12 protein-coding genes are annotated in these 14,525 nt (G+C 59.9%); 5 read left to right on the top strand and 7 right to left on the bottom strand.

Annotation, left to right across the window (positions count from 1 at the left end):
• Positions 1 to 11: 11 nt before the first annotated feature.
• The 6 genes from JFU11_RS19450 to JFU11_RS19475 all read right to left on the bottom strand — a co-directional run bounded on the left by JFU11_RS19450 (position 12) and on the right by JFU11_RS19475 (position 7,291).
• A complete protein-coding gene (locus JFU11_RS19450; protein ID WP_123719573.1) occupies positions 12 to 893 on the bottom strand; it encodes a symmetrical bis(5'-nucleosyl)-tetraphosphatase in 882 nt (293 codons plus the stop codon).
• The gene (gene apaG / locus JFU11_RS19455) at positions 893 to 1,273 is read right to left on the bottom strand and encodes a Co2+/Mg2+ efflux protein ApaG (protein ID WP_008067418.1); all 381 of its coding nucleotides are present in this window, start codon (positions 1,271 to 1,273) and stop codon (positions 893 to 895) included. Before apaG ends, JFU11_RS19450 begins: the two co-directional genes overlap by 1 nt.
• Before the next feature lie 115 nt (positions 1,274 to 1,388).
• Positions 1,389 to 2,207, bottom strand: coding sequence for a 16S rRNA (adenine(1518)-N(6)/adenine(1519)-N(6))-dimethyltransferase RsmA (gene rsmA / locus JFU11_RS19460; RefSeq protein ID WP_052967160.1), 819 nt, complete (start codon positions 2,205 to 2,207; stop codon positions 1,389 to 1,391).
• Positions 2,204 to 3,193: a 4-hydroxythreonine-4-phosphate dehydrogenase PdxA gene (gene pdxA, locus JFU11_RS19465; RefSeq protein ID WP_201061854.1), complete on the bottom strand. Its 990-nt coding sequence runs from the start codon at positions 3,191 to 3,193 to the stop codon at positions 2,204 to 2,206. The genes rsmA and pdxA overlap by 4 nt, the downstream gene beginning before the upstream one ends.
• Positions 3,190 to 4,506: a peptidylprolyl isomerase SurA gene (surA, locus tag JFU11_RS19470; protein WP_201061855.1), complete on the bottom strand. Its 1,317-nt coding sequence runs from the start codon at positions 4,504 to 4,506 to the stop codon at positions 3,190 to 3,192. Before surA ends, pdxA begins: the two co-directional genes overlap by 4 nt.
• Positions 4,487 to 7,291 (bottom strand): LPS-assembly protein LptD, encoded by a 2,805-nt coding sequence (locus JFU11_RS19475; RefSeq protein ID WP_201061856.1) that lies wholly within the window; start codon positions 7,289 to 7,291, stop codon positions 4,487 to 4,489. The genes surA and JFU11_RS19475 overlap by 20 nt, the downstream gene beginning before the upstream one ends.
• Positions 7,292 to 7,421: 130 nt before the next feature.
• On the opposite strand from JFU11_RS19475, the gene JFU11_RS19480 reads away from it, so the two are divergent.
• Genes JFU11_RS19480 through JFU11_RS19490 form a run of 3 tightly spaced genes read left to right on the top strand, consistent with a single transcriptional unit; the run spans position 7,422 to position 9,878 of the window.
• Entirely contained in the window at positions 7,422 to 8,441 is a 1,020-nt protein-coding gene (locus JFU11_RS19480; RefSeq protein WP_201061857.1) for a phosphotransferase, read from the top strand.
• Positions 8,438 to 9,109: an N-acetylmuramate alpha-1-phosphate uridylyltransferase MurU gene (gene murU / locus JFU11_RS19485; protein ID WP_201061858.1), complete on the top strand. Its 672-nt coding sequence runs from the start codon at positions 8,438 to 8,440 to the stop codon at positions 9,107 to 9,109. Before JFU11_RS19480 ends, murU begins: the two co-directional genes overlap by 4 nt.
• Before the next feature lies 1 nt (position 9,110).
• Positions 9,111 to 9,878 (top strand): TerB family tellurite resistance protein, encoded by a 768-nt coding sequence (locus JFU11_RS19490; protein WP_123719568.1) that lies wholly within the window; start codon positions 9,111 to 9,113, stop codon positions 9,876 to 9,878.
• Positions 9,879 to 10,018: 140 nt separating this feature from the next.
• Here JFU11_RS19490 and JFU11_RS19495 read toward each other — a convergent pair whose 3' ends face one another.
• Entirely contained in the window at positions 10,019 to 11,011 is a 993-nt protein-coding gene (locus JFU11_RS19495; protein ID WP_201061859.1) for an alpha/beta hydrolase family protein, read from the bottom strand.
• A gap of 73 nt (positions 11,012 to 11,084) precedes the next feature.
• Here JFU11_RS19495 and JFU11_RS19500 point away from each other — a divergent pair, with 73 nt between their 5' ends.
• Both JFU11_RS19500 and JFU11_RS19505 read left to right on the top strand, forming a co-directional pair.
• Positions 11,085 to 13,478 (top strand): sensor histidine kinase, encoded by a 2,394-nt coding sequence (locus JFU11_RS19500; protein WP_123719566.1) that lies wholly within the window; start codon positions 11,085 to 11,087, stop codon positions 13,476 to 13,478.
• Between the two features lie 104 nt (positions 13,479 to 13,582).
• Complete coding sequence (locus JFU11_RS19505) at positions 13,583 to 14,212, top strand: response regulator transcription factor (protein ID WP_003210977.1); 630 nt, start codon at positions 13,583 to 13,585, stop codon at positions 14,210 to 14,212.
• Positions 14,213 to 14,525 lie beyond the last annotated feature (313 nt).

A 14,525-nucleotide genomic window follows, 5' to 3' on the forward strand; every position in this document is an offset into this window, starting at 1 on the left:
GAAAGCGCAGTCTAGCGCGGGGCGCTGGCTGACGTTTGTTCGGGAATAGAGGCGGCGACAGCCGGCCGAGTATGGCCGTGGGCGTCGCATTTACATTGCAGGCGCTCGCCGGTGTCGACGTTCATCAGGGTCATGGCGCCACCCCAGACGCAACCGGTGTCGAGCGCAAACAGACCCGGCTCGTTGCACTGGCCTTCGAGCGCCGCCCAGTGGCCGAAGATGATCTTCAGGCCCTTGGTCTTGCGCTCCTTGTGGGTGAACCACGGCGCATAGCCCGGTGGTGCGGTGTCGATGCCTTCCTTGCCCTTGAGATCAAGCTTGCCGTCGCTGGTGCAAAAACGCATCCGGGTGAAATAGTTGGTGATGACTCGCAAGCGCGCCGCGCCTTTGAGGTCGTTGTCCCATTTCACCGGTTCATTGCCGTACATGCCGTCAAGGTAAGGCGCGAAGCGGTTGTCGTCGCGCAGGGCATCTTCGACTTCTGCGGCGCACTTCAAGGCTTTGCGCAGCGACCATTGAGGCGGGATGCCGGCATGGACCAGGGCGATATCGCGCTGTTCGTCGTAATGCATGAGCTTTTGTTGCCGAACCCACTCCAGCAGCTCCCCGCAATCGGGTGCTTCAAGAATCTCGCGTAGCGTGTCGGCCTTCTTCAGGCGTTCGATGTTTTGCCCGACGGCCAGCAAGTGCAGGTCATGGTTGCCGAGCACGCAGATCAGCGATTCGCGCAGGCTATAGAGGAAGCGCAAGGTTTCCAGCGATTGTGGGCCTCGGTTGACGAGGTCGCCCACCAGCCACAGACGGTCCCGGGCAGGGTCGAAGGCGACTTGCTTGAGCAGGCATTGCAGCGGTTCAAGGCAACCTTGCAAGTCGCCGACGGCATACGTCGCCATCAGTGCAGGGCTCCGGGTACCGCCAGACGAAACGGCGCGATGATGGCGTCGAAGTGCTTACCGTCCTCGGCGACCATTTCATAAGTGCCCTGCATCGTACCGACTTTGGACGTCATGACAGTGCCGCTGCTGTAAGTGTGGCTCTTGCCCACGTCGATCAACGGTTGTTGGCCGACGACGCCTGCACCGCGAACCTCCTCGACATGCCCGTCACCGTCGGTGATCACCCAGTGCCGTGAAAGCAGTTTGGCGGGTACCAGGCCATTGTTCTGCACGGTAATGGTGTAGGCGAAGGCAAAGCGATTTTGCTCGGGTTGCGATTGTTCTGCCAGATAGCGGGTGACGACGCTGACGTCGACCTGATAACGAGGATCGGACATGCAAAAGGCCTTAAAAACGAAGCGGGACGCGGGGCGTAACTGATGGATCTCAGTCTAGGCCAAGTATCGGGTAGTAGACCAGAGTGGCGTCCTACCCGATAGCGCTCATCGCCTGTCAGTCGGTGGCAGGCTTTTGTAGGACCTGTTCGCTGAGCTTGTCGGCCAAGCGCACGAAGGCAGCCAGATCGAGCTGTTCGGGGCGCAGGCTGCCATCGACGCCGGCGGCTTCGATTTCGGCGTTGCTCAGCAGGAGTTTGAGAGTGTTGCGCAATGTTTTGCGGCGCTGGTTGAAGGCTTCGCGCACGACGCGCTCCAGCAGTTTGTGATCTTTGGCTGGATGCGGAAGTACCGCATGAGGCACCAGACGCACGATGGCCGAATCGACTTTCGGCGGCGGATTGAATGCGCCCGGGCCAACGTTGAACAGATGTTCGACCCGGCAATGGTACTGAACCATGATCGACAGGCGACCCCAGTCACCGCCACCAGGCCCCGCCGCCAGACGCTCGACCACTTCCTTTTGCAGCATGAAGTGCATGTCACGAATCAGGCTGGCGTTGTGCAGCAGATGAAAAATCAGCGGCGTAGAGATGTTGTAAGGCAGGTTGCCGACCACTCGCAGGCTGTTCGGCGCGGCGTTCAGGCTGTTGAAGTCGAACTTCAGCGCGTCGCCCTGATGCAGGTGGAAATTGCTCTTGCTGGCGAACTGCTGGTTGAGGATCGGGATCAGGTCCTTGTCCAGCTCCACTACGTCCAGTTGGGCGCCGCTGTTGAGCAGGCCTTCGGTCAATGCCCCCTGGCCCGGGCCGATTTCCAGCAGACGGTCTTCGGGTTTGGCGTGAATGGAACGCAGGATGCGGTCGATAACGCCGGCATCGTGCAGGAAGTTCTGGCCGAAGCGCTTGCGCGCCCGGTGTTGGTAATGCTCGGTCATAAACGGGTCTCGGCCATCTGGTAGGCGGTTTCCAGGGCGACTTGCAGGCTGCCGGTGTCGATTTTGCCGCTACCGGCCAGATCCAGGGCGGTGCCGTGGTCGACCGATGTGCGGATGATCGGCAAGCCGAGGGTCACGTTGACTGCCGCGCCGAAGCCTTTGTATTTCAGCACGGGCAGGCCCTGGTCGTGGTACATCGCCAGCACCGCGTCGCAGTGCTCCAGATATTTGGGGGTAAACAGAGTGTCGGCGGGTAGGGGGCCGCGAAGGTCCATGCCCTCGCCGCGCAGGCGCTCTAATGTAGGTTCGATGATGTCGATTTCTTCATGGCCCAGGTGACCGCCTTCACCGGCGTGCGGGTTAAGCCCGCAAACCAGGATGCGTGGCTGGGCGATGCCGAATTTTTCTTGCAGGTCGGCGTACAGGATCCGCGTGACCCGCTCCAGGCGCTCCGGTGTGATTGCATCGGCAATCTCGCGAAGGGGCAGGTGAGTGGTGACCAATGCCACGCGCAAGCCGCGGGTGGCGAGCATCATTACCACTTGCGCAGTATGAGTCAGGTCAGCGAGAAACTCCGTGTGCCCGGAAAAGGCGATTCCGGATTCATTGATCACGCCCTTGTGCACAGGGGCGGTGATCATGCCGGCGAAATCCCCGTCCAGGCAGCCCTGGCCAGCACGCGTCAGGGTTTCCAGAACGAAAGCCGCATTGGCTTTGTCCAGTTGCCCGGCGATGACCTTGGCGTTAAGCGGCGTATCCCACACATACAGGCTGTTGGCCGGGGCCGGAATATCTGGCCAGCTGTCTGGCGTTACCGACAGCAGATCGACAACCACGCCCAGCTGCGCGGCCCGCTCGATGAGCAGGTCGCGGCTGGTAATGGCAATCAGAGGGTGTGGCTGGGCTTGCGAGGCGAGCAGCAGGCACAGGTCAGGACCTATGCCGGCCGGTTCGCCGGGGGTCAACGCGAAACGCTTGGGTTTCACTGCGTTGCCTGGTCTGCACCAGGGAGCTTGATTTCTACATACGCTTCGTCACGGATCTGACGCAGCCAGGTTTGCAGCTCTTCGTCGTATTTGCGGTTACGCAGTACGGTCATCGCTTGCTGCTCACGGGCCTGGGTAGTGCTGTCGGTGGCGCGGCGGCCAAGGACTTCCAGAACGTGCCAGCCGTATTGAGTCTGGAACGGCTTGGACAGCTGACCTTGCGGGGTCTTGGCCATCACTTCGCGGAATTCAGGCACCAGTGCATTCGGGTCGATCCAGTTAAGGTCGCCACCGTTGAGAGCGGAACCCGGGTCTTCCGAGAAGCTTTTCGCCAGCTCACCGAAATCTTCGCCCGCTTCGATACGGGAGTAGAGCGATTGAGCCAAGGCTTTGGTTTTTTCTTCGTCGCGGATCGGGCTTGGTTTGACCAGGATGTGACGCACATGCACTTCGTCACGCACCTGGGCTTCCCCGCCACGCTTGTCGAGGATCTTCAAAATGATGAAGCCGCCCGGTGTACGCATTGGCTGGGTCACGTCACCCACTGCCATGGTGCCCAGCAGGCGATCGAACGGAGGTGGCAGTTGAGCGGCTTTACGCCAGCCCATGTCGCCGCCTTCCAGCGCGGTTTCGCTGGCGGATTTGGCGATTGCCAACTGACCGAAGTCAGCGCCTTGCTTGAGCTGCTGGTAAACCGCGTCAGCTTGTTTGGCTGCATTCTGAATCGCGTCGGAGTTGGCGCTTTCCGGCGTAGGAATCAGAATGTTGGCCAGACGGAACTCTTCGGACAACTGCATCTTGCCCAGGTCGGACGCCAGGAAGTTCTTCACTTCCTGCTCGGACACCTGGATGCGTTCAGCTACACGGCGCTGACGTACACGGCTGATGATCATTTCGCGGCGGATCTGGTCACGAGCGTCGTCATAAGACAGGCCGTCGCGAGCCAAAGCGGAGCGGAATTGTTCGATCGACATGTTGTTGCGCTGAGCAATGGTGCCGACAGCCTGGTTCAGTTCTTCATCGGTAATGCGGATACCGGAACGCTCGCCGATCTGCAGTTGCAGGTTTTCGACGATCAGACGCTCGAGCACCTGCTGATCCAGCACGCCTGCAGGCGGTACGGCAGCACCGCGTTTGGCGATGGTTTGCTGAACTTCGTGAACACGCTGGTCCAGTTGGCTCTGCATGACCACGTCGTTGTCGACGATGGCCACCACTTTATCGATGGACTGTACCGCGGCGTTGGCTGCGGTACCCAGGAACAGCGCGCCCAGCATCAGCGGGCGCAGACAATCAGAAAGCTTGGTCTTCACGTTCACGATAACCTTGGATGCCTTTGTCGAGGAAGCTCTCTACTTTGGCGCCGGTGAGGCCGCCGAGTCCCTTCAGAACAATTTGGAGGAAGACGCCATGGTCGCCTTTTTCGTTTTGCGGAGCGTTTTGACTGGTTTCGTCATAGTCAACCCAGTAACGGTTGATCAGGCGCAGTTTCCAGCAGCAGTTGTCGTACTCGAAACCACCGAAGGCTTCCAGGGTACGGTTGCGGTTGTAGTCGTACTGCCAGCGGCTGATGACGTTCCATTGCGGCACAACCGGCCAGATCACCGAGAAGTCGTGCTGCTGGATCTTGTAGTAGTCCTTCACGTAGCCAGGAGTGCCCGGGGTTCCGTAGTCACCACCGCCTACCGCCCATTTGCCGGTGTTCTGGTCATAACGAACCTGGTCATTGCGATAGCGATAACCGGCGTTGATGACCTTGTTCGGGTTGTCTTCAGGCTGGTAGTGGAACATCGCGCTGCCCGAGCGAGGGCTGCGGCTGTCCGGGTCCCAGTTGTAATCGGCGGTGGTGCGCCAATCGCGGTTCCAGCGGTATTCGTATTCCAGCGCGTACGGTGAAACTTTGGCTTGTGCATCGTCGCGGGTTTTTCCATCGATACCCGGCAACTGGACTTCGCGGTCCTTGAAGTACAAAGCCTGGCCGACGCTGATGCGTTGACGCTCGAAACCGTTTTCTTCAATCCAGCGGTTGGTGATGCCCAGCGACAGTTTGTTTTCGTCGCCGACACGGTCGGAGCCGGAGAAGCGGTTGTCGCGGAACAGCGAGGCGTAGTTGAAGGTGTATTCGCTAGTATCGAAGACAGGGATGTCTTCCTGGTTAGTCTCAGGAACATAGAGATAGAACAGGCGCGGTTCCAGGGTCTGGCGATAGTTCTTGCCGAACCATTGGGTGTTGCGATCGAAGTACAGGCCGCTGTCGATGCTCGCGATCGGTACGCCGCGATTTTGGTTGCTGCCGAACTCACCACCGACGTAATCGGTGCCTGCGGCCGCTGCTGCGTTTTGCTGAGCAACGATTTGATTCTTGCCGGTGCTGTCCAGGTCCAGTTGATACTGGGTGTACTGATATTTCAGAGACGGCTTCAAGAACCCATAGGTCCAGTTCAACGGCAGACTGACGCCCGGCTTGAGATTCAAACGGTCGCCGGTAGCGCGAACCAGGCCGGTCACGTTGTTATCAAGTCGTGGTGCGACGGTGCCATCTTCGTTTACGTAGTTGCCATTTTTCAAGTCACGGTCGAACCGGACGATTTCGCTCTCGTAATCGAAATCAAGGCCGCCCGGGTGATAGGGCAGCGCGCCATAGAAGTTGATCTGCGGCAAACGATCATACGGCGTGATGTTCGAAACGGTCGCCAGCTGATAAGCCTGGGCATTCAAACGAGCGGTGTAGCTGTCGCCGCGATAGGTGACAGAACCTTGCTGATTCACGAAATCGGCACTTTTCACACCAATCTGATCAGTCTGCAGATCCTGGAAGTAATACGGATCGCTGATCTTGGTGTAATCGACCTGAGTCATTACGCGCGAGTCCAGACCACCCTTATGCTGCCAGTTGTACATGTAGCGGGTTTTATCGTAGTCGGTCTGCAGCTTGCGATCGTCGTTCTCGTCGTTGAGGTACGCGGCGCCGAACTGACCTTCGCTGGACTTGGTCAGGTAGCGGAATTCGCCTTCCATCAACAGGCCACGCTTGCTCATGTAGCGCGGGTACAACGTGGCATCGTAGTTCGGGGCCAGGTTGAAGTAATACGGGGTGACCAGCAGGAAGCCGGTATCGCTGCCGGTGCCAATGGTCGGCGGCAGGAAGCCGGACTGGCGACGGTCGTCGATCGGGAAGTAGATATACGGCGTGTACAGAACCGGAATGTCCTTGACCCGCAGTGTCACGTTGGTCGCAGTACCGAAACCGGTCGCCGGGTTCAAGGTGATGTTATTGCCCTTGAGCTGCCAGGCGTTGCTGTCCGGTTCGCACGTGGTGTACGTACCATCCTTGAGGCGGATGATCGCGTTCTCGGCACGTTTGGCGTACAGCGCGTTACCGCGGATACGGGATTTGTGCATCACGTATTCGGCGTTGTCGACCTTGGCTTCACCGGTGTCGAGTTGCACGTCGGCGTGGTCGCCCACGATCAGTGCGCCGTTGTCGCGAACGCGGACGTTGCCGCTCAGTTCGCCACGGCTCTCGGCCTGGTACAGGTTCGCTTCGTCGGCTTCGGCCTGCATGCTGCCCTGACGCATGACCACGTCACCGGCCAGAGTCGCGACTTGTTCATCCTGCTTATAGCGAGAGGCTTTGGCGCCGAGAAAGGTTGGAGCGTCACTTTTATTCGTCTTGTCATTCATGCCAGGACGAATCGGTTCGATATAGGAACCAGAGCAGTAAGGACCGGTTTCGGCCAATTGCGCTGCAGTGAGCTTCTCGCGCGGAACCCAGTCGAGGTGGCTGTAGTCTTCACTACGCGACTTCAGGCCGCGGCCCTTGGACTCGGTGACCAGTACGGGTTTGGCGCCGGTGTCTGCGGTGTCCGCCGGGGCTTCGCCAGTGGCGGAAACTGCGCTGCCGTCATGGACGGGGCGTGGCGGCAATGCAGCAGCCGGTGCCTTTGGCGCACAGTCCCAGGCACCCGAAGCAGAGACTGAGCAGTCATACTGTTCCGCGGCGACCACGAACGAAGTGGCTAGAGGTTGCAGGGCCAGCAGACTGCCGGTGACCAACAACGGAAATTTTTTACGAAACGCGGGGGATTTCAATGCCATCTTATTAGTCCGGGCTTCCTGCGTGCCATCTGCCCGCGGTGTGGGCCGCACGCCTCTCGATGGTCTGAAAAAGATGCTGGATAATAAAGCATGACCCGCTTGACGGCTAGCGCCGTCGGAGACCCTTGCAATGCCTGACCAAGATGTACGCTTGCAACACCTGAAAGTTTGGCTCGATGAACAGTTGGCTATCCTCTTCGCAGAACAAGGTTGGGGCACCGTGCCCCCGGCCACGTTGACTGCGGCCAGTAGCGACGCGAGTTTTCGGCGCTATTTCCGCTGGGAAGGCGCAGACAGAAGTTTCGTCGTGATGGACGCGCCGCCGCCCCAGGAAAACTGCAAACCCTTCGTGGATATCGCTTTTCTGCTGGCGAAATCCGGAATAAACGTGCCGAAAATTTATGCCGAAGACCTCGAACGTGGTTTTCTTTTGCTCAATGACCTGGGCAACAAGACTTACCTGGACGTGATCGACAGCGAAAACGCCGACGATTTGTTCAAGGATGCCCTGCAAGCGCTGCTGGCTTTCCAGCAGTTGCCGATGGTGGCGCCGCTGCCAAGTTATGACGTGGCACTGCTGCGTCGTGAACTGGAACTGTTCCCCGAGTGGTACGTGAAGCGCGAACTGGGTATCGAATTCGACTCGACGCAGCAAACGCTCTGGCAACAGGTCAGCGACTTGCTGATCGACAGCGCCCTGGCTCAGCCAAAAGTCCTGGTGCATCGCGACTACATGCCGCGCAACCTGATGCTCAGCGAGCCGAATCCCGGCGTGCTGGATTTTCAGGACGCGGTTTATGGCCCGGTAACTTATGACGTGACCTGCCTGTTCAAGGATGCGTTCCTCAGTTGGCCTGAAGAGCGCGTGCGTGGCTGGCTGGAAGATTACTGGCAGCAAGCCGGTGCGCTCGACATCCCGGTGCAGCCTGACTTCGAAGATTTCCTGCGTGCCAGCGACCTGATGGGCGTGCAACGGCACCTGAAAGTCATCGGCATTTTCGCCCGTATCTGCCATCGCGACGGCAAGCCGCGCTACCTCGGCGATGTGCCGCGCTTCTTTGCTTATATAGACGCGGTCATCGCCCGTCGCCCTGAACTGGCGGAACTGGGTGAATTGCTGGCCAGTCTGCGTGCTGGAGCGACGGCATGAAGGCCATGATTCTGGCCGCGGGTAAAGGCGAGCGCATGCGTCCGCTGACCCTGACCACGCCAAAACCGCTGGTTCGCGCCGGCGGAGTGCCCCTGATCGAATATCACTTGGGGGCGTTGGCGGCTGCAGGGTTTACCGAGATCGTGATCAACCATGCCTGGCTCGGTCAGCAGATCGAGGATTACCTGGGCGATGGCTCGCGGTATGGCGTGAGCATTCAGTACTCGGCGGAAGGTGAGCCGCTGGAAACCGGTGGCGGTATTTTCCGTGCATTGCCGTTGTTGGGTGACGAGGCCTTTGTGGTGGTCAACGGTGACATCTGGACCGATTACGATTTCAGCGTGTTGCATCAGCCCATCGTCGGGCTTGCTCATCTCGTATTGGCGGACAATCCGGCGCATCACCCGAGTGGAGATTTCACTTTGGTCGATGGCCATGTGCAGGACGGTCGGCCGGATACATCGACCCTGACCTACAGCGGCATCGCTGTGCTGCACCCGCAGCTGTTTGACGGTTGCTCGGCCGGTGCCTTCAAGCTTGCGCCGCTGCTGCGCAAAGCCATGGCTGACGGGCAAGTGACCGGCGAACGCCTGAACGGGCATTGGGTGGATGTCGGCACCCACGAACGCCTGGCTGAAGTAGAAACCCTGATAGAAGCGAGACGCTGACATGTTGTGGCCAGGGACTCTGATTGGAGCCGGAGCGGGCTTTGCCATAGCCAGCATTCCGGGGGCCATGCTCGGTGCTTTATTGGGACAGGCGCTGGATCGGCGCTTGCACCTGCAGAGCTGGGCGCATTTATGGGAAAAATTCGGTGGTCGCTCGGTGCTGCGCAACGATGAACTGCTGTTCGTGTTGCTGGGCCGATTGGCCAAGAGCGATGGGCGGGTAGTGGATGGGCACATCCAGCAGGCGCGGCAGGAAATGCGCTCGCTGGAGATGACCGAATCGGCGCAACGTCGCGCGATTGCGGCGTTCAATCGTGGTAAGTCGGGACATGACCGGTTGCGCGGTTATCTGCGACGCCTGAGTGCTCAACCCCATGCGGCGGAAGGGGTGTTGCGTGCCTGTTGGCGGATGGTCTGGGCCGATGGCCGCGCCGGTAGCAGTGAGCGCGAGCTGATTGCCCAGTGGGGCAAATGGCTGGGGTGGACGCGGCAGCAGGTACAGGCCTTGGCGACTGACTATGAGCCGCAGAAACGCCCATCGATCAACAGCGCTGTAACTTATCAAGACGCCTTGCGGCTATTGGGCGTGTCGGCGACCAGTGAGCCGGCGCAAATCAAGCGCGCCTATCGACGCCTGCTCAGTCGTCACCACCCGGACAAGATTGCCGGCAGCGGTGCGACAGCGTTGCAGGTTCGCGAGGCCACGGACAAGACTCGTGAATTGCATACTGCCTATACGTTGATTCGAGAACGGCGGGATTTTCGTTAGCAAGTAAGGTTTGTGTCGCTAGTGATGCCGCCATCGCGGGCAAGCCTCGCTCCCACAGGTTTTATGTCGATAGCAAAAATTGCGTACGACTCAAATCCTGTGGGAGCGAGGCTTGCCCGCGATGAGAGCGACTCGGTCTATCAGTCCGCCGCTGGTTGAGGATTCAACCAACCCCGTACACGACGGACCAATTGCTCTTGCTCGGCCTTGGCATTCCCCGGCAGCGCCTTGAGCGAAACCTGACTGAACCCCGACATTTTCAAGCGTTTGCTGGCCTGTAAACGTTCCAGCGCCGCGTTACGATCCCCCGGCTTATCCATATAGAAGATATCTGCGGTAGGCAGCTTCAAGGTGGGCGTGAGCTCAGCCAGCCCCGGCGTCGCTGTAACAGGCGTCTGAGCGGCGACCATCACCAACTTCTCGACTTGCGATGGCTGCTTCTCGCTCAGATAACGTGCGGCCCAGTAAGCGCCGGTCCCATGGCCCAACACGACGATACTGCGAGCACTTTGCTGTTCGGCGTAGGCGATGGCGGCATCGATGCGGGCGAAGATTCGCTCCGCGTCGGCTTTGGCCTGTTCTTCGGTGGTTTCGACGATGGCCTTGTCGGCCACATCCGCTTCGCCGCCGGCCGCCTGTTCGATGGGCGCCGCAGTCGTGGAGTCTTTGCTGTCGGCATCAGGCGTTTTGGGCGCTGGCGCCACTTCAACGATACGTGGCGCAATGGCTTCGCTTTGCAGGTCCGGCAAGGTAATACTCAGGCTGCTCCACTCGACGTCCGGCAACTTGCGCCGCAATGGGCTGATTGCTTGCGGCCAGTCAACGGTTTCACCGGCGCCAGGGATGATAATCACCGCGCCTTTGGGTTCGGCGGTATTGGCCGGTTTCCACAAGGCGAGGAAGCTGTCGGTGCCGGCTTGCAGTTGTTGCTGTTCCTGCGCCGGGATTTTTCGCTCAAGTGCTGCCGCTTCTTCCTGACTACGCTCAAGCAGCGGCTGGCGTTCAACCGGTTTTTCTTCTGCGGGTTTTTCCGCAGCGGCAGGTGCCGGGTCAGCCGCCTCGACAGAAAACGCGCAAGGCAGGATCAACGACAGGCACAATGCTGGCAGTGCCAGGCGGTAGACAGGGGGCATCGGATATTCCAGGCCAGAAGTTAATCCGGCAGCCTAATGGGTTGGTCAGTATTTGTCAGTGTGTGAGACTTCGATGATGCATTTTCGCTGCCTGTGGGTTATCGGCTGTTTATGGTTTCCCTTGATGGGCTGGGCGGCGCCCGCGCCACCGGCGCACGTCGTGCACCTGTCGCCAGCGCAACAGCAATGGCTGGCGCAGCATGGCGAGTTGCGAGTCGGGGTGGTGTTGCAAACGCCCTATGCCCAATACGATCGCCGCTTGCAGCGCCTGTCCGGGGTTAACGTCGAGCTGATGAAGTGGCTGGCCAAGGCGCTCAAGATTGAACTGAGCTGGCGTAATTATCCTGATCTTGCACAACTGGAAGCCGCGGCGCGTGAAGGTGACATCGATATCGCACCGGGGCTGACGCAAACCCCCGCAGGTTTGCGGTTCTGGCAATTTTCCGACCCTTACATGCGGGTGCCGCAACTGGTGGTCAGCGACCAGAAGAGCACCGGTGCAGTAGAGCTGGAAAAGCTCGACAGCCAGACCCGCGTCGCCGTGCGCATGCCCAGCGTCACCGCCGATTATCTGCGCAGCAATTATCCCCATCTGAACCTGCAAGGCGTGCCTCTGGAGCGTCAGGCGCTGCAACTGTTGTTGAGTCAGCAGGCCGGTTACGCCGTGGTCGATGAAGCGCAGTTCGGGCGTCTGTCTGCCGAGCCTGAGTTCTCCGGGCTGGTCGTGGTGGGCGATATCGGTTTCCCGCAACTGCTGCGAGTGGCCACGCGCCGGGACTGGCCGGAGTTGGCCGGCATCGTCGAAAGCGCGCTACGGGCGATCCCGGCCAAGGACCTTGAACAACTGCACAATCAATGGCTGCAACCCAAGTATCCGCGGCTGTCCGAGTCGCCGGGTTTTTGGCAAAACCTCAGCCTGCTCTTGGTGGTGTTGCTGCTGAGCTGCATGGCCATTGTGTTTTGGCAGCGTCGCCAACAACACAGTCTGGAGCAGCGATTGCTGGCGGCGCGCGAAGACATTGCCCTGCGCGAGGCCAGCGAAGAAGCCTTGCGCCTCACACAGTTTTCCATCGATCAGAGCACTGTCGGCATCCTCTGGGTCAACTGGGACAGCCATGTGCGCTACGCCAACCGAGCGGCCGAAACCATGCTCGGCTACCCGGCGGGCGGGATCATTGATCGGCCATTGATCGACTTCGAGCCCGGTTTGCACATGGACCGCTGGCTGAGCCTGTGGAAACGCGCTCGGGCCAGTGAAGAAGGGCCGCAAAGTTTCGAAACCAATTGCGTGCGAGCGGACGGCAGTATTCTGCCGGCGGATGTTTCGTTGAGCTTCTTGCGTTTTCGCGATGGCGAGTACCTGGTGGTTTACCTCAATGACGTCACTGAGCGCCGTCGCGCCCTGGCCGCATTGCAGGAAAGCGAGGCGCGGCTGCAAGGGATCGCCGCCAACGTCCCCGGCCTGGTCTTTCGTCTGGAGCGCGCGCCAGTGACGGGGCAGATCGACTTTGCCTACATCAGTGAAGGCAGCGAGAGCCTGGTGGGGTACTCGCCGGCTACTTTGGCCCATCGGGACAAAGGCCTGCGCAGCCTGGTGCATCCGGATGACAAGGCCAGTTATCACCAGACTCAAGACCATGCACTGGACACCGACAGTGACTGGTCGTGGCAGGGTCGGATTCTGACCCGTCAGGGCGAACAGCGCTGGGCCGAGATCAAGGCTATTACCCGCCGGCTTGAAGACGGCGCCTATGTCTGGGACGGGATCGTCTGGGACATCACCGAGAGCAAGCGCATCGAGCTGGAGCTGGCCAGCTCCCGCGAGCAATTGCGCGAATTGTCCGCGCACCTGGAGAGCGTGCGGGAAGAGGAAAAGGCCCGCATCGCCCGGGAAGTTCACGACGAGTTGGGTCAGATGTTGACCGTGCTGAAGCTGGAAACGTCCATGTGCGAACTGGCCTACGCCCAGCTCGACCCAGGTCTGCACGAGCGCTTGAACAGCATGAAGCGGCTGATCGCTCAATTGTTTCAGCTGGTGCGTGATGTGGCCACGGCGCTACGGCCACCGATTCTCGATGCCGGGATCGCCTCGGCCATCGAGTGGCAGGCGCGGAGGTTCGAGGCGCGCACGCAGATCCCGTGCCTGGTACAAGTGCCGGATAACTTGCCGGTGCTCAGTGATGCCAAGGCCATCGGGCTGTTCCGGATCCTTCAGGAAGCGCTGACCAATGTCATGCGCCACGCCCAGGCGCATACTGTTGAACTGACGCTGACCCTTGAGGGCGATGAACTCTGTCTGACGGTCAGCGATGATGGCGTAGGATTTGTCGCCGCCACTGGCAGGCCGACATCCTTCGGTGTGGTCGGCATGCGTGAGCGGGTGTTGATCATGGGCGGGCAGTTGTCGCTTGAGAGTGAGCCGGGGGAGGGCACGACCCTGAGTGTGCGAGTGCCACTGGACCGCTAAAAGATCGCAGCCTTCGGCAGCTCCTACGCCGAACGCGTATCCCTGTAGGCGCTGCCGAAGGCTGCGATCTTTTCGGCGACAAGGCAATTATTGAGGAGAGGCAAGTGATCCGAGTACTGGTAGCCGAAGACCACACCATCGTTCGCGAAGGCATCAAGCAATTGATCGGCCTGGCCAAGGACTTGCTGGTGGTAGGGGAGGCGAGCAATGGCGAGCAGTTACTCGAGACCTTGCGCCATGTTCCCTGCGAAGTGGTGTTGCTGGATATCTCCATGCCCGGGGTCAATGGCCTGGAAGCGATCCCGCGGATTCGCGCGCTGAACAATCCCCCGGCGATTCTGGTGTTGTCGATGCACGACGAAGCGCAAATGGCCGCACGAGCGTTAAAGGTTGGCGCCGCAGGCTATGCGACCAAGGACAGCGATCCGGCATTGCTGCTGACGGCAATCCGCAAAGTCGCGGCGGGCGGACGATACATCGACCCGGACCTGGCCGACCGGATGGTCTTCGAAGTCGGCCTGACTGATTCACGGCCGTTGCACTCGTTGCTGTCGGAGCGTGAGTTCTCGGTATTCGAACGCCTGGCCCAAGGCGCCAACGTCAACGACATCGCCCAGCAGCTGGCCCTGAGCAGCAAAACCATCAGCACCCACAAGGCGCGGCTGATGCAGAAACTCAACATCACCTCCCTGGCCGAACTGGTGAAGTACGCGATGGAACACAAACTCCTCTGATACACCCCATCCACGGGTTCACTGCAAATCCCTGTGGGAGCGGGCTTGCCCGCGATTGCGGTTTGTCAGTCGATAGGATTTTGAATGTTCCACCGTCATCGCGGGCAAGCCCGCTCCCAGGACCGCGGTGGCATGTCCATTTGCGACATGCACACAAAGCCGCTTTTGCCTGTTTTTGTGGCTTACAGCTCACCGCCTGTCGCGATCCCGAATCGACATATCCATCCCCGCCATCCTTGTAGGGCAATCCCTACCCCCAATCTTCCATCCGGCTGAGGCGATTCTCTCCTGCGCCCCGATTTGCGCCGCTCCC

It is taken from the genome of Pseudomonas sp. TH37, from assembly GCF_016650735.1.
Lineage (GTDB): Bacteria > Pseudomonadota > Gammaproteobacteria > Pseudomonadales > Pseudomonadaceae > Aquipseudomonas > Aquipseudomonas farris.